At 39.3% G+C, this 15445-nt stretch carries 14 protein-coding genes; 9 read left to right on the top strand and 5 right to left on the bottom strand.

The features are described 5' to 3' along the window. The first annotated feature begins 100 nt into the window (after positions 1 to 100). The 5 genes from QS62_RS04730 to dctA all read left to right on the top strand — a co-directional run bounded on the left by QS62_RS04730 (position 101) and on the right by dctA (position 5198). Positions 101 to 1204 (top strand): 4-oxalomesaconate tautomerase, encoded by a 1104-nt coding sequence (locus QS62_RS04730; RefSeq protein ID WP_066106683.1) that lies wholly within the window; start codon positions 101 to 103, stop codon positions 1202 to 1204. A 1-nt stretch (position 1205) separates the two neighbouring features. Further along, positions 1206 to 2237 carry an amidohydrolase family protein gene (locus QS62_RS04725; RefSeq protein ID WP_066106681.1) on the top strand — a complete coding sequence of 344 codons (1032 nt, stop codon included), beginning with the start codon at positions 1206 to 1208 and terminating at the stop codon, positions 2235 to 2237. 3 nt (positions 2238 to 2240) lie between these two features. Next, positions 2241 to 2936 carry a 4-carboxy-4-hydroxy-2-oxoadipate aldolase/oxaloacetate decarboxylase gene (gene ligK, locus QS62_RS04720; RefSeq protein ID WP_066106677.1) on the top strand — a complete coding sequence of 232 codons (696 nt, stop codon included), beginning with the start codon at positions 2241 to 2243 and terminating at the stop codon, positions 2934 to 2936. Between the two features lie 11 nt (positions 2937 to 2947). Further along, the gene (locus QS62_RS04715) at positions 2948 to 3862 is read left to right on the top strand and encodes an amidohydrolase family protein (protein ID WP_066106674.1); all 915 of its coding nucleotides are present in this window, start codon (positions 2948 to 2950) and stop codon (positions 3860 to 3862) included. A gap of 76 nt (positions 3863 to 3938) precedes the next feature. After that, positions 3939 to 5198: a C4-dicarboxylate transporter DctA gene (gene dctA, locus QS62_RS04710; RefSeq protein WP_066106672.1), complete on the top strand. Its 1260-nt coding sequence runs from the start codon at positions 3939 to 3941 to the stop codon at positions 5196 to 5198. A 68-nt stretch (positions 5199 to 5266) separates the two neighbouring features. Here dctA and QS62_RS04705 read toward each other — a convergent pair whose 3' ends face one another. From QS62_RS04705 to QS62_RS04685, 5 genes are all read right to left on the bottom strand, one after another. Further along, positions 5267 to 6379: an ABC transporter permease gene (locus QS62_RS04705; RefSeq protein ID WP_066106669.1), complete on the bottom strand. Its 1113-nt coding sequence runs from the start codon at positions 6377 to 6379 to the stop codon at positions 5267 to 5269. Next, positions 6376 to 7476, bottom strand: coding sequence for an ABC transporter permease (locus QS62_RS04700; protein ID WP_066106666.1), 1101 nt, complete (start codon positions 7474 to 7476; stop codon positions 6376 to 6378). Before QS62_RS04700 ends, QS62_RS04705 begins: the two co-directional genes overlap by 4 nt. Beyond that, positions 7476 to 9197: an ATP-binding cassette domain-containing protein gene (locus tag QS62_RS04695; RefSeq protein WP_066106663.1), complete on the bottom strand. Its 1722-nt coding sequence runs from the start codon at positions 9195 to 9197 to the stop codon at positions 7476 to 7478. Before QS62_RS04695 ends, QS62_RS04700 begins: the two co-directional genes overlap by 1 nt. A gap of 13 nt (positions 9198 to 9210) precedes the next feature. Further along, positions 9211 to 10035 (bottom strand): efflux RND transporter periplasmic adaptor subunit, encoded by an 825-nt coding sequence (locus QS62_RS04690; RefSeq protein ID WP_066106661.1) that lies wholly within the window; start codon positions 10033 to 10035, stop codon positions 9211 to 9213. Between the two features lie 147 nt (positions 10036 to 10182). Continuing rightward, positions 10183 to 10914, bottom strand: a complete 732-nt coding sequence (locus tag QS62_RS04685) for a tRNA1(Val) (adenine(37)-N6)-methyltransferase (protein ID WP_066106658.1) — start codon at positions 10912 to 10914, stop codon at positions 10183 to 10185. Positions 10915 to 11007: 93 nt separating this feature from the next. On the opposite strand from QS62_RS04685, the gene srmB reads away from it, so the two are divergent. From srmB to QS62_RS04665, 4 genes are all read left to right on the top strand, one after another. Continuing rightward, complete coding sequence (gene srmB / locus QS62_RS04680; RefSeq protein ID WP_066106656.1) at positions 11008 to 12351, top strand: ATP-dependent RNA helicase SrmB; 1344 nt, start codon at positions 11008 to 11010, stop codon at positions 12349 to 12351. 2 nt (positions 12352 to 12353) lie between these two features. Beyond that, entirely contained in the window at positions 12354 to 12686 is a 333-nt protein-coding gene (locus QS62_RS04675) for a DMT family transporter (protein ID WP_066106653.1), read from the top strand. Between the two features lie 15 nt (positions 12687 to 12701). Further along, entirely contained in the window at positions 12702 to 14087 is a 1386-nt protein-coding gene (glmU, locus tag QS62_RS04670; protein WP_066106650.1) for a bifunctional UDP-N-acetylglucosamine diphosphorylase/glucosamine-1-phosphate N-acetyltransferase GlmU, read from the top strand. A gap of 200 nt (positions 14088 to 14287) precedes the next feature. After that, complete coding sequence (locus QS62_RS04665; protein WP_066106647.1) at positions 14288 to 15430, top strand: N-acetylneuraminate epimerase; 1143 nt, start codon at positions 14288 to 14290, stop codon at positions 15428 to 15430. Positions 15431 to 15445 lie beyond the last annotated feature (15 nt).

Here is a 15445-nt window from a genome sequence, read left to right as displayed (position 1 = left end):
ACCTATCAAATTTGTTATAACTGTTAGATAGTTTATCAACTTTTTAATAGTAATTTGAATACCTAAAATGCTCCTTAATTTCATTGTTTAGGAGATTAATATGGCTAAACAAATTTCTATTCCATGCATGTTAATGCGTGGCGGCACATCAAAAGGCGCATTCTTTGCCTTTGACGATTTACCTCAAGATATTCCTACTAGAGATAAAGTATTACTCGCTGTAATGGGATCGCCTGATAAACGTCAAATTGATGGTTTAGGTGGCGCACATTCCTTGACAACCAAGGTCGCAATGATCCGTAAAAGCCAGCAAGAAAATGTCGATTTGGAATTTCTTTTTGCTCAATTACAACCGGATAAAGACACCGTTGATACTAAGCCGAATTGCGGCAATATGCTGGCTGCAGTCGTGCCATTTGCCTTAGAGAAAGGATTAATCCAACCACAAGGTACAACTACAACCGCTCGAGTATTAACGTTGAATACCGGCATGTTAGCCGATATTACGGTGCAAACCCCAGACGGTTATGTGAACTATGACGGTGATGCTCGTATAGATGGCGTACCAAATTCATCTGCACCGATTCAAATCCGTTTCTTAGATACCGAAGGTTCTGTCTGTGGTGCGTTATTACCTACCGGTAATGTGAAAGATACTTTTGACATCCCTAATTTTGGCCAATTAGAAGCCACTTGCATTGATAATGGGATGCCGATTGTTTTAGTTCGCGCTGCTGATGTAAAACGTACTGCTTACGAAAGTGTAGCTGAATTAAATAACGATACCGAACTGAAAACCATTCTGGAAAATTTACGTCTGCAAGCTGCTCTTAAAATGGGTTTAGGCGATATAAAAGAAAAAAATTATCCAAAAATGTGTCTGGTTAATGCCCCAATTAATGGCGGTCAAATCCATACTCGCTGCTTTATTCCACATGTCTGTCATGAAGCGATTGGCGTGCTTGCCGCAGTCACTATTGCTACCGCTTGCGTACTAAAAGATAGCGTAGCTTATGGTTTCTCAGACACAGATTTATCTATCAATCCAAACTTTTCCGTAGAACACCCAAGCGGTGAATTCACTGTATCCCTCAACTTAGACGAACAAGGCAATGTAACAAGCGCTGCTTTATTACGTACTGCTCGTCTATTAATGAAAGGTGAAGCAATGATTCCACACCACATTTGGCAACAAGGAGCATAAGATGAGTTTAATTATCGACTGTCATGGCCATTACACCACAGCACCGAAAGCGCTTGAAGAGTGGCGTAAAAGACAAATCGCCGGCATTACCAATCCATCAGAGATGCCAAAAGTTTCTGAACTAAAAATTAGTGATGATGAAATTCGTGAAAGTATTGAGTTAAACCAACTCAAATTTATGAAAGAACGTGGCTCTGACATCACTATTTTTTCACCAAGAGCAAGTTTTATGGCTCATCATATTGGAGATTACAATATTTCTGCGACCTGGGCATCTATCTGTAATGAACTTTGTTATCGGGTATCACAATTGTTCCCGGATCATTTTGTTCCTGTTGCTATGTTGCCGCAATCTCCGGGTGTACCAACAGAAACCTGTTTAGCTGAAATTGATCGTTGTGTTAAAGAATACGGTAATGTTGGTATCAACTTAAATCCAGATCCGTCTGGTGGTCACTGGACTTCACCACCGTTAACAGATCCATACTGGTTCCCGATTTATGAAAAAATGGTGGAATATGATATTCCAGCGATGATTCATGTTAGCACCAGTTGCAATCACTGTTTCCATACTACTGGCGCTCACTACCTTAATGCTGACACCACCAGCTTTATGCAATGTTTACAAGGCGATCTATTTAAAGAATTCCCAACCTTACGTTTCATCGTTCCTCATGGTGGCGGCGCGGCACCTTATCATTGGGGTCGTTTCCGCGGTCTCGCAATGATGTTGAAAAAACCAATCTTAGAAGAGCATCTGCTTAACAACATTTTCTTTGATACTTGTGTTTATCACCAACCAGGTATTGATTTACTGCTTGATGTTATCCCTCACAAGAATGTGTTATTCGCTTCAGAAATGATTGGCGCTGTCCGCGATATCGATCCAAGAACAGGTCACTATTTTGACGATACTAAACGTTATATCGAAGCAAGTCGTTTAACCGACGAACAAAAACATCAAATTTATGAAGGCAATGCGCGTCGTGTTTTCCCTCGTTTAGATGCCTTACTCAAATCAAGAGGACTATAGATTATGGAACTTCAAGTTAATCAATTAGGTGTTGTTAAACGTAATATTCAACGTGCCGATAAAGCTGCTGTCGAAAAACTAGCGAAATTCGGGGTAGCAACCATCCATGAGGCAATGGGACGTGTTGGTTTAATGAAACCTTATATGCGTCCAATCTATCCACACGCCAAGATCTGCGGTACTGCTGTAACGGTTCTACTGCAACCAGGTGACAACTGGATGCTTCATGTCGCCGCTGAACAAATTAAAGAAGGCGATATCGTTGTTGCTGGTTGTACCGCCGATTCAACCGACGGTTTCTTTGGTGAATTACTTGCCACTTCATTCAGAGCGCAAGGCTGTAAAGGCTTAATTATTGATGGAGGCGTCAGAGATACCGCTGAATTGGAACAAATGGATTTTCCAGTTTTTAGTAAAGCAATTCATTCAAAAGGCACTATCAAAGCAACATTAGGTTCAGTCAATGTACCGGTTATTTGTGCTGGTGCAGTAGTTTACCCTGGTGATGTAGTAATTGCCGATCACGATGGCGTAGTTGTTGTACCAGCAGCAAAAGCAGCAGAAGTCGCTGAAGCCGCACAAAAACGCGAAGAAAACGAAGCGATCAAACGCCCTCAATTCCAGGCAGGTGTTCTAGGTTTAGATCTCTACAAAATGCGTGAAAAACTCGAAAAAGCTGGTTTGCAATATATCGACTAAGGAGCAAAATAATGAAATTTGAAGTTACACCAGGTTGGTTACCATTTTATCCAACTCCTTCTAAACCTAAATTACAACTCCCGAAAGGCGCTGTAGATGCACATTGCCATGTATTTGGTCCTGGCGATATTTTTCCTTATGCACCAGAACGAAAATATACACCCTGTGATGCACCAAAAGAAAAGCTGTTTGCGTTGCGCGATCTGCTTGGTTTTGAACGTAACGTTATTGTTCAAGCAACTTGCCATGGTGCGGATAATCGCGCCTTAGTTGATGCGCTTGAAAGTGCAAATGGTAAAGCAAGAGGTGTCGCTACTGTACGGCGTGATGTCACTAATGATGAACTACAAGCACTGCATCAAGCTGGTGTTCGAGGGGTACGTTTTAATTTTGTGAAACGTTTAGTGGACGCACCACCGAAAGATACTTTGATGGAAATTGCGCAAAAAATCGCACCACTTGGTTGGCATATTGTGATCTATTTTGAAGCTGATGATTTAAAAGAATATTGGGATTTTTTTACCAGTTTACCGACCACTGTCGTTGTAGATCATATGGGAAGACCCGATGTAACTAAACCAGTTGATGGGGAAGAATTTGAACTCTTCATAAAATTAATGCGTGAGCATAAAAATTTCTGGAGCAAAGTATCTTGTCCTGAACGTTTAAGTAAAACCGGCCCTAAGGCATTAAATGGCGAACAACATGCCTATGTCGATGTCGTCCCATTTGCTCGACGCCTCGTACAAGAATTTCCTGACCGCGTACTGTTTGGTACCGATTGGCCTCATCCTAATTTAAAAGACCATATGCCAGATGATGGCTTATTAGTTGATTATGTCGCTCAAATTGCACCATCTGAAGAAGAACGTCAACGGCTCTTAGTTGATAATCCGATGCGTCTATATTGGCCTGAAGAACAGTGATCGATAGATAAGTACCAACGTATCTCTGTTGGTACTTGATTGATCTCCTTATTTGCACAAACAAGAGAAGACAAAAATGAAAAACAAACCCTTTTATAAAGAATTATATTTTCAAGTATTGGTTGGGATATTAGCAGGGATTGCTTTAGGCTATTTTGCACCGGATGTTGCAGTAAAATTAAAACCATTGGGCGATGCTTTTATTAAATTGATCGCTATGATTATTGGGCCAATTATCTTTTGTACTATTGTGGTTGGTATCGCAGGTATGAAAGATATGCGTGAATTAGGGCAAGTAGGTGGTAAAGCATTAATTTACTTCTTTGTTATGTCCTTTATCGCATTAACTTTTGGTTTAATTTGGGGGCATTTAATTCAACCAGGTGTTGGATTTAATGTTGATCCCGCAACACTCAATACAGCTAGTTTAACCAAATATACTGATGGAGCTAAAAACGTTAATTTAACTGATTTTGCGATGAACATTATTCCATCTACTTTTGTTGGCGCTTTTTCCTCCGGTAATGTTCTTGCTATCTTATTAGTTTCTATTCTATTCGGTTGTTCTCTTTCTGTTATTGGCGAAAAAGGTAAACCGGTTTATAACTTTGTTGAAAGTGTATCTAAAGTCTTCTTCCATAACGTACACTTAATTTCTAAGCTATCTTCTATCGGTGCTTTCGGGGCGATTACCTATACAATTGGTGCTTATGGCTTACAATCTTTAATTCCTTTAGCAAAATTTATTCTCGGTTTTTATGCCCTATTAATATTCTTCGTCATTGTTGTTTACGGCATCATTGCCAGAGTTTGCGGTATCAGTCTTTTCTCTTACTTAAAATTTATTAAGGAAGAATTGTTGATCATCTTAGGTACAGGTTCATCATCTGTAGTATTACCGCATATTATGGAAAAATTAGAGCGTTTAGGCTGCCCTAAATCTGTTATTGCGTTGGTTGTTCCATCTGGTTACTCCTTTAACCTTAACGGTACTAACCTTTATATGACAATGGCGATTATCTTTATTGCACAAGCCACTAATACTGAATTAAGTCTTACCAACCAAATTATTCTATTAATTGTCGCAATGTTAACTTCTAAAGGTGCTGCTGGTGTTACAGGTGCTGCATTTGTAATGTTAACCAGTACTTTGATTGTCTTACCAATCGTTCCTGTTGCAGGTATGGTACTTATTCTTGGTATTCACCGTTTCGTTGGTACAGGGTTAGCAATTGTTAATTTGATTGGTAACGGTATCGCCGCAATTGTTGTTTCCGTATGGAATAAATCCTTTGATCGGGAATTGATGAAGAAAACCTTATCAGAAGAACTCTAATAATTAACTATAAAGACCTCAGTTACCTTGCAGCTTCTCCTGTGCTGCAAGGTTTTTTTATCACTTTTTTATTCCAAACGTCGGCTAAATAACCAACTGGCAACGACTAAAGCGACAGCGGCGATAATCAACATAGGAAAAAGATTAATCCACACTTGTTGTGCAGACATATCTTTAAGGAATAAACCATTCACAATAATTAAGAAGTGTTTAAACGGATTGATTTCCACCACCCATTGTAACCAATCCGGCATATTTTCAATCGGTGAGGCATAACCTGAAAGTGATATGGCTGGCACTAAAAAGAGAAATGTCCCTAAAATCGCTTGTTGTTGAGTTTTTGAAATCGCGGAAATAAATAAACCAACACCGACCATCGCTAAAATAAAAACAAAAATTGAGCCAAATAATAGCCAAAACGAACCAACAAATGGCACTTGGAAAATGGTTACTACAATCACAAAAATAATTAATCCCTCCGCAAGCCCAACTAAGACAGCCGGAATGGTTTTACCTAATAAGATCTCACCTGGTGTTAACGGCGAAACTAAAATTTGATCGAACGTACCCAATTCTCGCTCACGAGCTACCGATAGCGCCGTTACCATTAATGCCACTAAGCCAGCTAAAATGCCAACCAATGCTGGTACGGTGTACCATAAATGATCTAAATTTTCGTTAAACCAGTTGCGATTTAAAATCACCAACGGTAAAGCCTGTTTACCCTGTTGTGCTGCTAATTCTTGGTTATATTGCAAAATGATTTGTGCCAAATAACTATGAATAATTTGTGCCGAATTCGAGTTTCGACCATCTAATAAAACCTGAATATCACCTGCTTGTCCTGCTAATAATTGTTGGCTAAAGTTGGCGGGAAATTGCAATGCCACTAAAACCTTTTTAGTGGCTAATTGCTGTTTTAATTCCTGTTCATTTTGTACAAAAGTAAACTCAGTAAAAGTTGGTGAAGCGGTAATGCGTTGCATGACCTCAGCGCTATACACACCATTGTCTTGGTTATAAATAGCAACTGAAATATTTTTCACCTCTAACGTAGCAGAATAAGAAAACAAAAACAGCTGAATAACAGGTGGGCCAATTAATACTAAACGACTGCGTGGATCACGAAACAACGCCAATAACTCTTTGATAATTAACGCCCAAATACGTCCATTCATCATAGATCAATCCTTTTTTGTGTTTTACGTTTAGTGAATAAAAAGGTCAAAATACCGATGATTAACATAATCGCAATGCCTTGTGCCAATAAGCTCCACACATTACCGGCTAAAAAGAGCGTTTGCAGACTGGTTACATAATAACGAACGCTAAATAGATAGGTCAGCCACTGTACCGGTAATGGCATTGAACTGATTTCAAACACAAAGCCAGACAACATAAAAGCGGGTAAAAAGGCAAACATAATCGCAATTTGCGAAGCAACAAACTGATCTTTTGCTAATGAAGAGATCAATAAACCTTGCCCGAGCGCACAAATCAGAAAAACCGACGTTGCTAAAAAGAGTGTCAAAAATGAACCATGAAATGGCACTTGATAATAGAGAGTAGTAACAAGGAAACAGATCAGCATTGAACCAATTCCTAAAATATAATAAGGAATCAACTTACCAAGCAAAATTTGCGTAATAGTGACTGGTGTTGCCATCATAGCTTCCATAGTGCCGCGTTCCCACTCACGAGCAATCACTAACGCGGTAAGCAATGTTCCAATCAAAGTCATGGTAATTGCCATTGAACCAGGTAAAAGGAAGTGCCGACTTTTTAATTCAGGATTAAAGAGATAACGTTCTTTAAGTTGAATCCCTTGAGTTTCCATAGCAGATTGCTGCATTAACCAGGTCTGCACAACACCACTAGTATAACCATTCACAAACATTGCTGTATTTGGTTGTGAACCATCAGTTAATACTTGAATTTTGGCAGTTTGTTGTCTTAATAGATCTAACGTAAAAGGTTCTGGAATTACGACAATCCCTTTGATTTTTCCCGTAGTCAGATCACCATAAAGCTCTCGGCGATCATTAGCCGTTTTCACCTCTAGAAATTTGGAATGGGTAAAGGCTTCCGTTAAGCTATTCGCCAACGGTGTTGATGAATGAGAAACCAAGCCGATATTCATTTTGTTGCTATCAAGATTGATACCATAACCAAAGATAAACAACAAAATAAATGGCAAAACAAACGCAATCAAAATAGACGATGGGTCACGAATGATCTGTAACATCTCTTTGCGCACTAAGGCGAATAATCTTGTCATTATGCCTCCTTACGTTGTTGATCATGCGCTTGAACTAATGCAATAAAAGCATCTTCTAACGTCGGTGAGTCTAATTGCGCTAACTGTTTTGCTTGTTGCTTTAACTCATCTGGAGTACCAGTAGCAATATTTTCTCCACGATAAATCAAGCCAATACGATCGCAATATTCCGCTTCATCCATAAAGTGCGTTGTTACCATGACAGTAACGCCTTTTCCTACCATCGCATTAATATGCAACCAAAATTCTCGGCGGGTTATTGGATCAACACCTGAAGTAGGTTCATCTAAAAAGAGAATATCGGGCTGATGAATTACTGCACAAGCTAACGAAAGCCGCTGTTTAAAACCTAACGGTAAATCACCGGCATTCATTCTGAGGTAGGGTTGAAAATCAAAAATATCGATCATCATCGCAATGCGTTCACGCTGAACTTTACCTGTTACCCCATATAATCCAGCAAAAAAACGCAAATTTTGCAGCACATCTAAATTGCTATACAACGAGAATTTTTGCGCCATATAGCCGATTTTACTGCGAGCTAAAGAAGTTGCGTGCCGTAAATCTAAACCTGTAACAAAACACTCTCCTGAAGTAGGCTGCAATAAACCGCACATCATCTTAAATGTGGTCGATTTACCTGCGCCATTTGGCCCTAACAAACCAAAAATCTCACCACGTTTAATCGAAAAGGTATTATCTTTAACCGCGACAAAAGTACCAAAACGTTTAGTTAATTGTTTCGCATCAATAACGGGTAAACCATCATCCGCTTTATGTTCAATTTGTGCGGCTAACGCTGAATTACCACCCGGTCCGCCACCAAGGCAATCAATAAACGCATCTTCGAAACAAGGGTTCACTGCTAACCACTGACCTTGTGCTAACACTGGTTTTTCTTGTGGATTATGTAGCACTAAACGAATATTGCTACCTTGAATAATGCCATCCATCACTTGCGGTTGTTGTAATAGATGAATTAATGCGCTTCTACGCTGTGTTGCTTCGACACCACTCACTTGATAAACACGATTTTCCACTCTTGCTAATAATCCTTGTGGATCACCGTCATATAATTTTTTTCCCTCATTTAATAAGATCACGCTGTCGCATTTTTCCGCTTCATCAAGATAAGCTGTTGACCAAAGTACCGCCATTCCCTCTTTCACTAACTCTTGCACCAATTTCCACAACTCGCGCCGCGAAATAGGATCTACCCCTACACTCGGTTCATCTAATAACAATAATTTTGGATCACCAACTAACGCACACGCCAAACCTAATTTTTGTTTCATACCGCCTGATAACTTGCCGGCTAAGCGCTGTTGAAATGGTGCTAAATCAGTAAATGAGAGTAATTTTCCAAATTTTTCTTGTCGATTTTTACCTGCGATACCACGCAAGTCCGCATAAAGGGAGAGATTTTCAATCACTGTAAGATCTTCATATAACCCAAACTTTTGTGGCATATAGCCGCTAATTTCGTGAATTGCTTCTGCTTGGTTAACGATATCAAAGTGATCTACGGTAATAGTGCCGCTGTCTGGCTGCATTAACCCAATTAAATGACGAATTAAAGTTGTTTTCCCTGCGCCATCCGGCCCGACTAACCCAGTAATTTTCCCTGGATAAATTTGTGCAGAAATATGATCTAACGCTAAAGTATCCATTCCCTTAAAATGTTTACTTACGCTATCAATTACCACTATTGGTTGCGTCATCATCACGCCTCAGCTATTTTTTCTTAATCACTAAGGTTACTGGCATTCCTTGATGCAATCCTGCATCATCTTGCTCAATTAAAACTTTAAACCGATAAACTAACTCTGTTCTGAGTTGCTCACTCTCAACATTTTTTGGCGTAAATTCTGCTTGTGGTGAGATAAAACCTATCTTGCCTTGATACTCTGCACCACTATCTGTTAGGACTGTGACCATTTCACCTTGATGAATTTGCCCCAAGTTTGTTTCATCTACATAGGCTCTAACCCAGACAGGTTTAGTTAAGGCAATAGAATAGATTGGCAATCCGGCACTAACGATACTGCCTTTTTCGCGTACACGTGTTAATACCGTACCATCACTTGGTGCAAAAAGTTCAGTATCAGCTAAACGTGTTTCAGCCAACGAAACTAACGATTTAGCGAGATCCACTTGCGCAATAGCTTGATCACGACCAGCCACTACTTCATCATAATCTGCCGCTGACATCGCATTTTTTTGCATCAAAGAAACGCTACGTTGATAAAGTTTTTCTGCCTTGATAAATACCGCTTCTGCCGCTGCTAATTTGGCTTTTGCCAATGCAAGCTCATCTTGAAAAGATTTTTGATCTAATCTGGCAAGTAAATTGCCTTGTTTTACCTGATCGCCTTCATCAACAAATAATTCATTGACCCGTCCAGCTACTTTGAAACCTAAACTGACATCACGAATATCGACATTACCATAGAGTTTTAACTCGGTTAAATTTGCCGTTTGTTGTTGATGTTGTTGGAACAGATAAAAACCACTTAATCCGAGAACAACAAGAAGTAATAAAACTAAACTCTTTTTCATCGCATAGCTCCTATTTATTCACCTGCTCGCAAAAAGCTTAGTTTCATCATACTCCTATCACACGTTCTCTTCATCCACTTGAGATCAAGAATGTGATACACAACTAAAAAATTTCAATTGTAACTATTTAGTTTGCTATTTTCGGGATTATAACTTCAAATAAAATGGTTGGAACATGGGAATGACATCGGAATGATACTGATGTTGTTCAGTATAAATGGTTAATTTAGTTTGTTTCGGTACAACCTTATTTGATGATTTCATAAAGCTTAATAACATACGTTGCGCTGTTTTACCTTCCTTGGTCGTCACCTCACAAATCTCATCACAAACCAAATCAGTTACCATTGTTTTAACCTGTTGTAATAACAACTCACCAGCTTGAAACGGCAAAACAAATTGGATTTTACCTTGTGTCGTCAAACAATGATTTGCTGCCATTAACCAAGCTAAATGTGAAGATTTACCAAGATATCGCGCAGTTTCACGATGATCATCACGACATTTGCTGGCGGTAGCAAAATAAGGTGGATTAGCGACAATTAAATCAAATTGTTGCGAACTATTTTGACAAAAATCTGCAATATTTTGATGCACTATTGATACACGCTGCGGCCATGGCGACATAGCTACATTTTCTAATGCTTGCCGATAAGCATTCTCTTCAATTTCAACACCAACAATTTGGCAATTTGCTGTTGTCCGTTGCGCCAACATCAACGCAATTAACCCGGTACCACAGCCTAAATCTAAAATCGCATTAGCTTTTGTTACATCAGCCCAAGCGCCCAATAACACACCATCAGTGCCTACTTTCATTGCGCATTGATCATGATAAATTTGGAATTGTTTAAAGCGAAAACCGGAACCTGTTGTCATTGCAGAATATTTCGTACTACTAGGATTGAATAAGGATATTTTAATAAAATTTCGCTATAATTCGAGGCTGATTTTATACTTTAGAGAGTTTTTATGACTATTGCGACTTTTGATGAATTTGAACTTGCGCCTGAATTATTACAAGCATTAGAGAAAAAAGGACTTTCTCGCCCGACAGCAATTCAATGTGAAGCAATTCCTGCAGCAATGGACGCACATGATGTGTTAGGTTCATCACCAACTGGTACTGGTAAAACAATCGCTTTCTTATTACCAGCCATTCAACATTTGCTTGACTTTCCACGCCGCAAACCCGGCGCTCCTCGTGTATTAATTTTAACACCAACACGAGAATTAGCGATGCAAGTGGCGGAACAAGCGGAACAACTGGCTTGTTTTACTTCATTAAGTATTGCCACTATTACAGGCGGTGTTGCTTATCAAAATCATGGTGAAATTTTTAATAAAAACCAAGATATGGTCATCGCCACTCCCGGTCGCTTATTGCAATACATTAAAGAGGAAAATTTCGATTGTCGTGCAGTCGAAATTTTAATTTTTGACGAAGCAGACCGTATGTTACAAATGGGTTTCGGACAAGATGCTGAACAAATTGCTGCTGAAACTCGTTGGCGCAAACAAACAATGCTCTTTTCTGCTACGCTGGAAGGTGAGGCTTTAACTGATTTTGCCGAACGTTTATTAAATGATCCAGTTGAAGTAAATGCAGAACCAAGTCGTCGTGAACGTAAAAAAATTCAGCAATGGTATTACCATGCCGATAGTCGTGAACATAAGATTAAATTATTGGCGCGCACCATTATCGATGAGCAAGTTAGCAAAGGTATTATTTTTGTCCGTCGTCGTGAAGAAGTTAGAGAATTATCGGAAATTCTACGTAAACGCAGTATTCGTAGTGCCTATCTTGAAGGTGAAATGGCACAAACTCAACGCAATAATGCAATTGAGAAATTGCGTGATGGTACAGTGACAGTACTTGTTGCCACTAATGTTGCCGCGCGTGGAATTGATATTGATGATATTTCACACGTTTTAAATTTTGACCTACCTTATAACGCTGATATTTATTTGCATCGTATTGGGCGTACTGCTCGTGCCGGTAAAAAAGGAACGGCAATTTCCTTTGTTGAGGCGCACGATTATCCGCTATTAGGTAAAATTCGTCGCTATACTGGTGAATTATTGAAAGCTAGAGTTATCGCTGATCTTGCGCCACGCACTAAACCACCGAAAGATGGCGATGTTAAGAAAGTAAGTAAAAAACAAAAGGCGAAAATTAAGCAAAAACGAGAAGAGGCAAAAGAAGCTGCCGAGAAGAAAAAACGTAAAGTGCGTTTGCGTGATAAGAAAAATATCGGTAAACGTCGTGTACCAACTGCTGTACGTCTTGCACAAGAGCAACAAAAGGACAATTAAAAATGATGATGTGGTTATTGCTTTTAATGGCGATAGTATTTGAAGTCATTGGTACTACCAGCTTACGTTATAGCAATGGTTTTACACAACCTCTCTATACATTGATTACTTTAGGCTGTTATGTAGCCAGTTTCTTTCTACTTTCAAAAATTGTCCAATCCATTCCAATCGGTATTGCCTATGCCGTTTGGTCAGGTGTTGGTATTCTATTTATCGCTTTAATTGGACGCTTTTTATTTAAACAATATTTAGATTTCGCAGCGATCATTGGTATTGTGTTTATCTTGATCGGTGTCTTAATTATTAATTTATTCTCGCAAACAGCGGGACATTAACGCATAGAGGAATTTATGAACGTATCTCCATTTAGTGTCGTTATTTTGGCTGCGGGTAAAGGTACTCGTATGTATTCAGATTTACCAAAAGTGTTGCATCCAATCGCAGGCAAACCAATGGTAAAACACGTTATCGACACTGTTTCACAATTAGGTGCAAAACACATCCATCTCGTGTATGGACATGGCGCAGACTTATTACAACAACGTCTAGCGAACGAAAAAGTAAATTGGGTATTACAGGCAGAACAATTAGGTACAGGACACGCAATGCAACAAGCTGCGCCTTATTTTGCTGATGATGAAACCATTGTGATGTTATATGGCGATGGGCCGTTGATTTCTGCTGCTACCATTCAACAACTGTTAGCAGCCAAACCAGAAAATGGTATCGCTTTATTAACCGTAAAATTAGACAATCCAACGGGTTACGGTCGTATCTTACGTGAGCATAACCAACCAGATGGCAATATTATTGGTATTGTTGAACAAAAAGATGCTTCTCCAGAACAATTGAAAATCCAAGAGATTAATACTGGTCTATTAGCTTGTGATGGTAAAAATCTTAAAAAATGGTTATCACAATTAACCAATAATAATGCACAAAAAGAGTATTACATCACTGATGTCATTGCGATGGCATATCAAGATGGTCGCCAAGTAGTAGCCGTTCATCCGCAAGATCCAATGGAAGTAGAAGGCGTCAATAACCGCTTACAACTTGCTCGCTTAGAACGTTACTATCAACAAAAAAATGCGGAACGTTTAATGTTGGAAGGTGTTACGCTATTTGATCCTAACCGCTTCGATCTGCGTGGTACCTTAACTCATGGTAAAGATATCGAAATCGACATTAATGTGGTGATTGAAGGGGATGTGAAACTCGGTAATCGTGTAAAAATTGGTGCTGGTTGCGTACTTAAAAATGTCGAAATCGGTGATGATGTTGAAATTAAACCTTACTCTGTATTTGAAGATGCCATCATTGGTAATGGCGCACAAGTAGGCCCGTTCTCACGTTTACGCCCAGGAGCAAAACTTGCTGAAAATACCCACGTTGGTAACTTTGTGGAAATCAAAAAAGCCATTGTTGGAGTCGGGTCGAAAGTCAATCACCTTACCTATATTGGCGACAGTGTGATTGGTAAAGAGTGTAATATCGGCGCTGGCGTCATCACCTGTAACTATGACGGTGCTAATAAATTCCAAACCACTATTGGCGATAATGTGTTTGTTGGTTCGGATGTTCAATTGGTGGCGCCGGTTTCAGTAGCAGATGGTGCAACTATCGGCGCTGGTTCAACGATCACTCGAGATGTTGGCGAAAACGAATTGGTGATCACTCGCGTTCCACAAAAACATATTCAAGGCTGGCAACGACCAACAAAGAAAAAAGGTTAAGTTAGCTTAATTTTTCAACAAAAATGCAGCTTAATAAGGCTGCATTTTTTTATTTTTGTGATCTCGTCCAAACTTCTGAAATTAAAATTATCCTCCATATTTACAAATATAATGGAGTGGACTTATCATTAGCTCATCATTTAATCCATTCAAATGCGGTATCAAGGAATGGTCTTTTCACAAACTCTGAGGGTGATACTATGAAATTACAAAAAACTATTCTCCATTCTATGATCGTTGCTGGACTTTCTGTGGCAGCTTTCGCAGCTCAAGCAGGCCAATATCCAGATCTTCCTGTTGGTATTAAAAGCGGCGGCGGTGCATTAATTGGTGATACCGTATATGTTGGTTTAGGTTCTGGTGCAGATAAATTCTATGCACTTAATTTAAAATCTGCGAAAGATGGCTGGAAAGAAATTGCGGCATTCCCTGGCGGCGATCGTGCTCAACCAGTGGTAACTGCAGTTGAAGGCAAACTCTATGTCTTTGGTGGTTTACAAAAGAACGAAAAAGGCGAATTACAATTAGTTAATGATGCTTATAGCTATGATCCACAAAACAATACTTGGACTAAATTACCAACTCGTTCTCCATTAGGACTTGTCGGTGCAACCGGCGTAAATTATGGTGATAAAGTATTTATCGTTGGTGGTTCTAACTTATCTATCTTCAATGGTTACTTCCAAGACTATACTGCTGCTGGTACAGATAAAGCAAAACAAGAAGCAGTAATGGGTGCTTACTTCAATCAACGTCCACAAGATTACTTCTTTAATACCACTTTCTTCAGCTATCAACCATCTACTAATAAATGGCGTAACGAAGGACAATTACCATTCTCTGGTCGTGCTGGCGCAGCGGTAACTGTCAAAGGTGATGTCATTACTGTAATTAATGGTGAAATCAAACCAGGATTGAGAACTGCGGAAGCAAGCCAAGGTAAATTCAATAAATTCGGTACCGTAGATTGGAAAAAACTTCCTAACTTACCAGATCCAGCAAAAGGTGTTGTACAAGAAGGTTTAGCTGGCGCTTATGCTGGTTATAGTAATGGCTATTTAGTGGTAACTGGTGGTGCAAACTTCCCTGGTTCAACTAAACAATTTAAAGAAGGCAAACTCTTTGCTCACCAAGGACTCAAAAAAGCTTATCCTGCAGAAGTATTTAGCTTAGATAAAGGTAAATGGAAACAAATCGGTAAATTACCTTATGGTTCAGGCTATGGTGTGACCGTTTCTTATGACAATAAGATTTTATTAATCGGTGGGGAAACTGATGGCGGTAAACCATTAACAGCAGTGAGAGAACTTAGCTTTGATGGCAAAAAACTTACTGTTGAATAATTAAATCCGTTCCTC

It is taken from the genome of Gallibacterium salpingitidis, from assembly GCF_001678495.1.
GTDB classification, from domain to species: domain Bacteria; phylum Pseudomonadota; class Gammaproteobacteria; order Enterobacterales; family Pasteurellaceae; genus Gallibacterium; species Gallibacterium salpingitidis.
The sequence above is the reverse complement of the archived record's forward strand: the minus strand, read 5'-3'. Positions and strand labels throughout refer to the sequence as shown.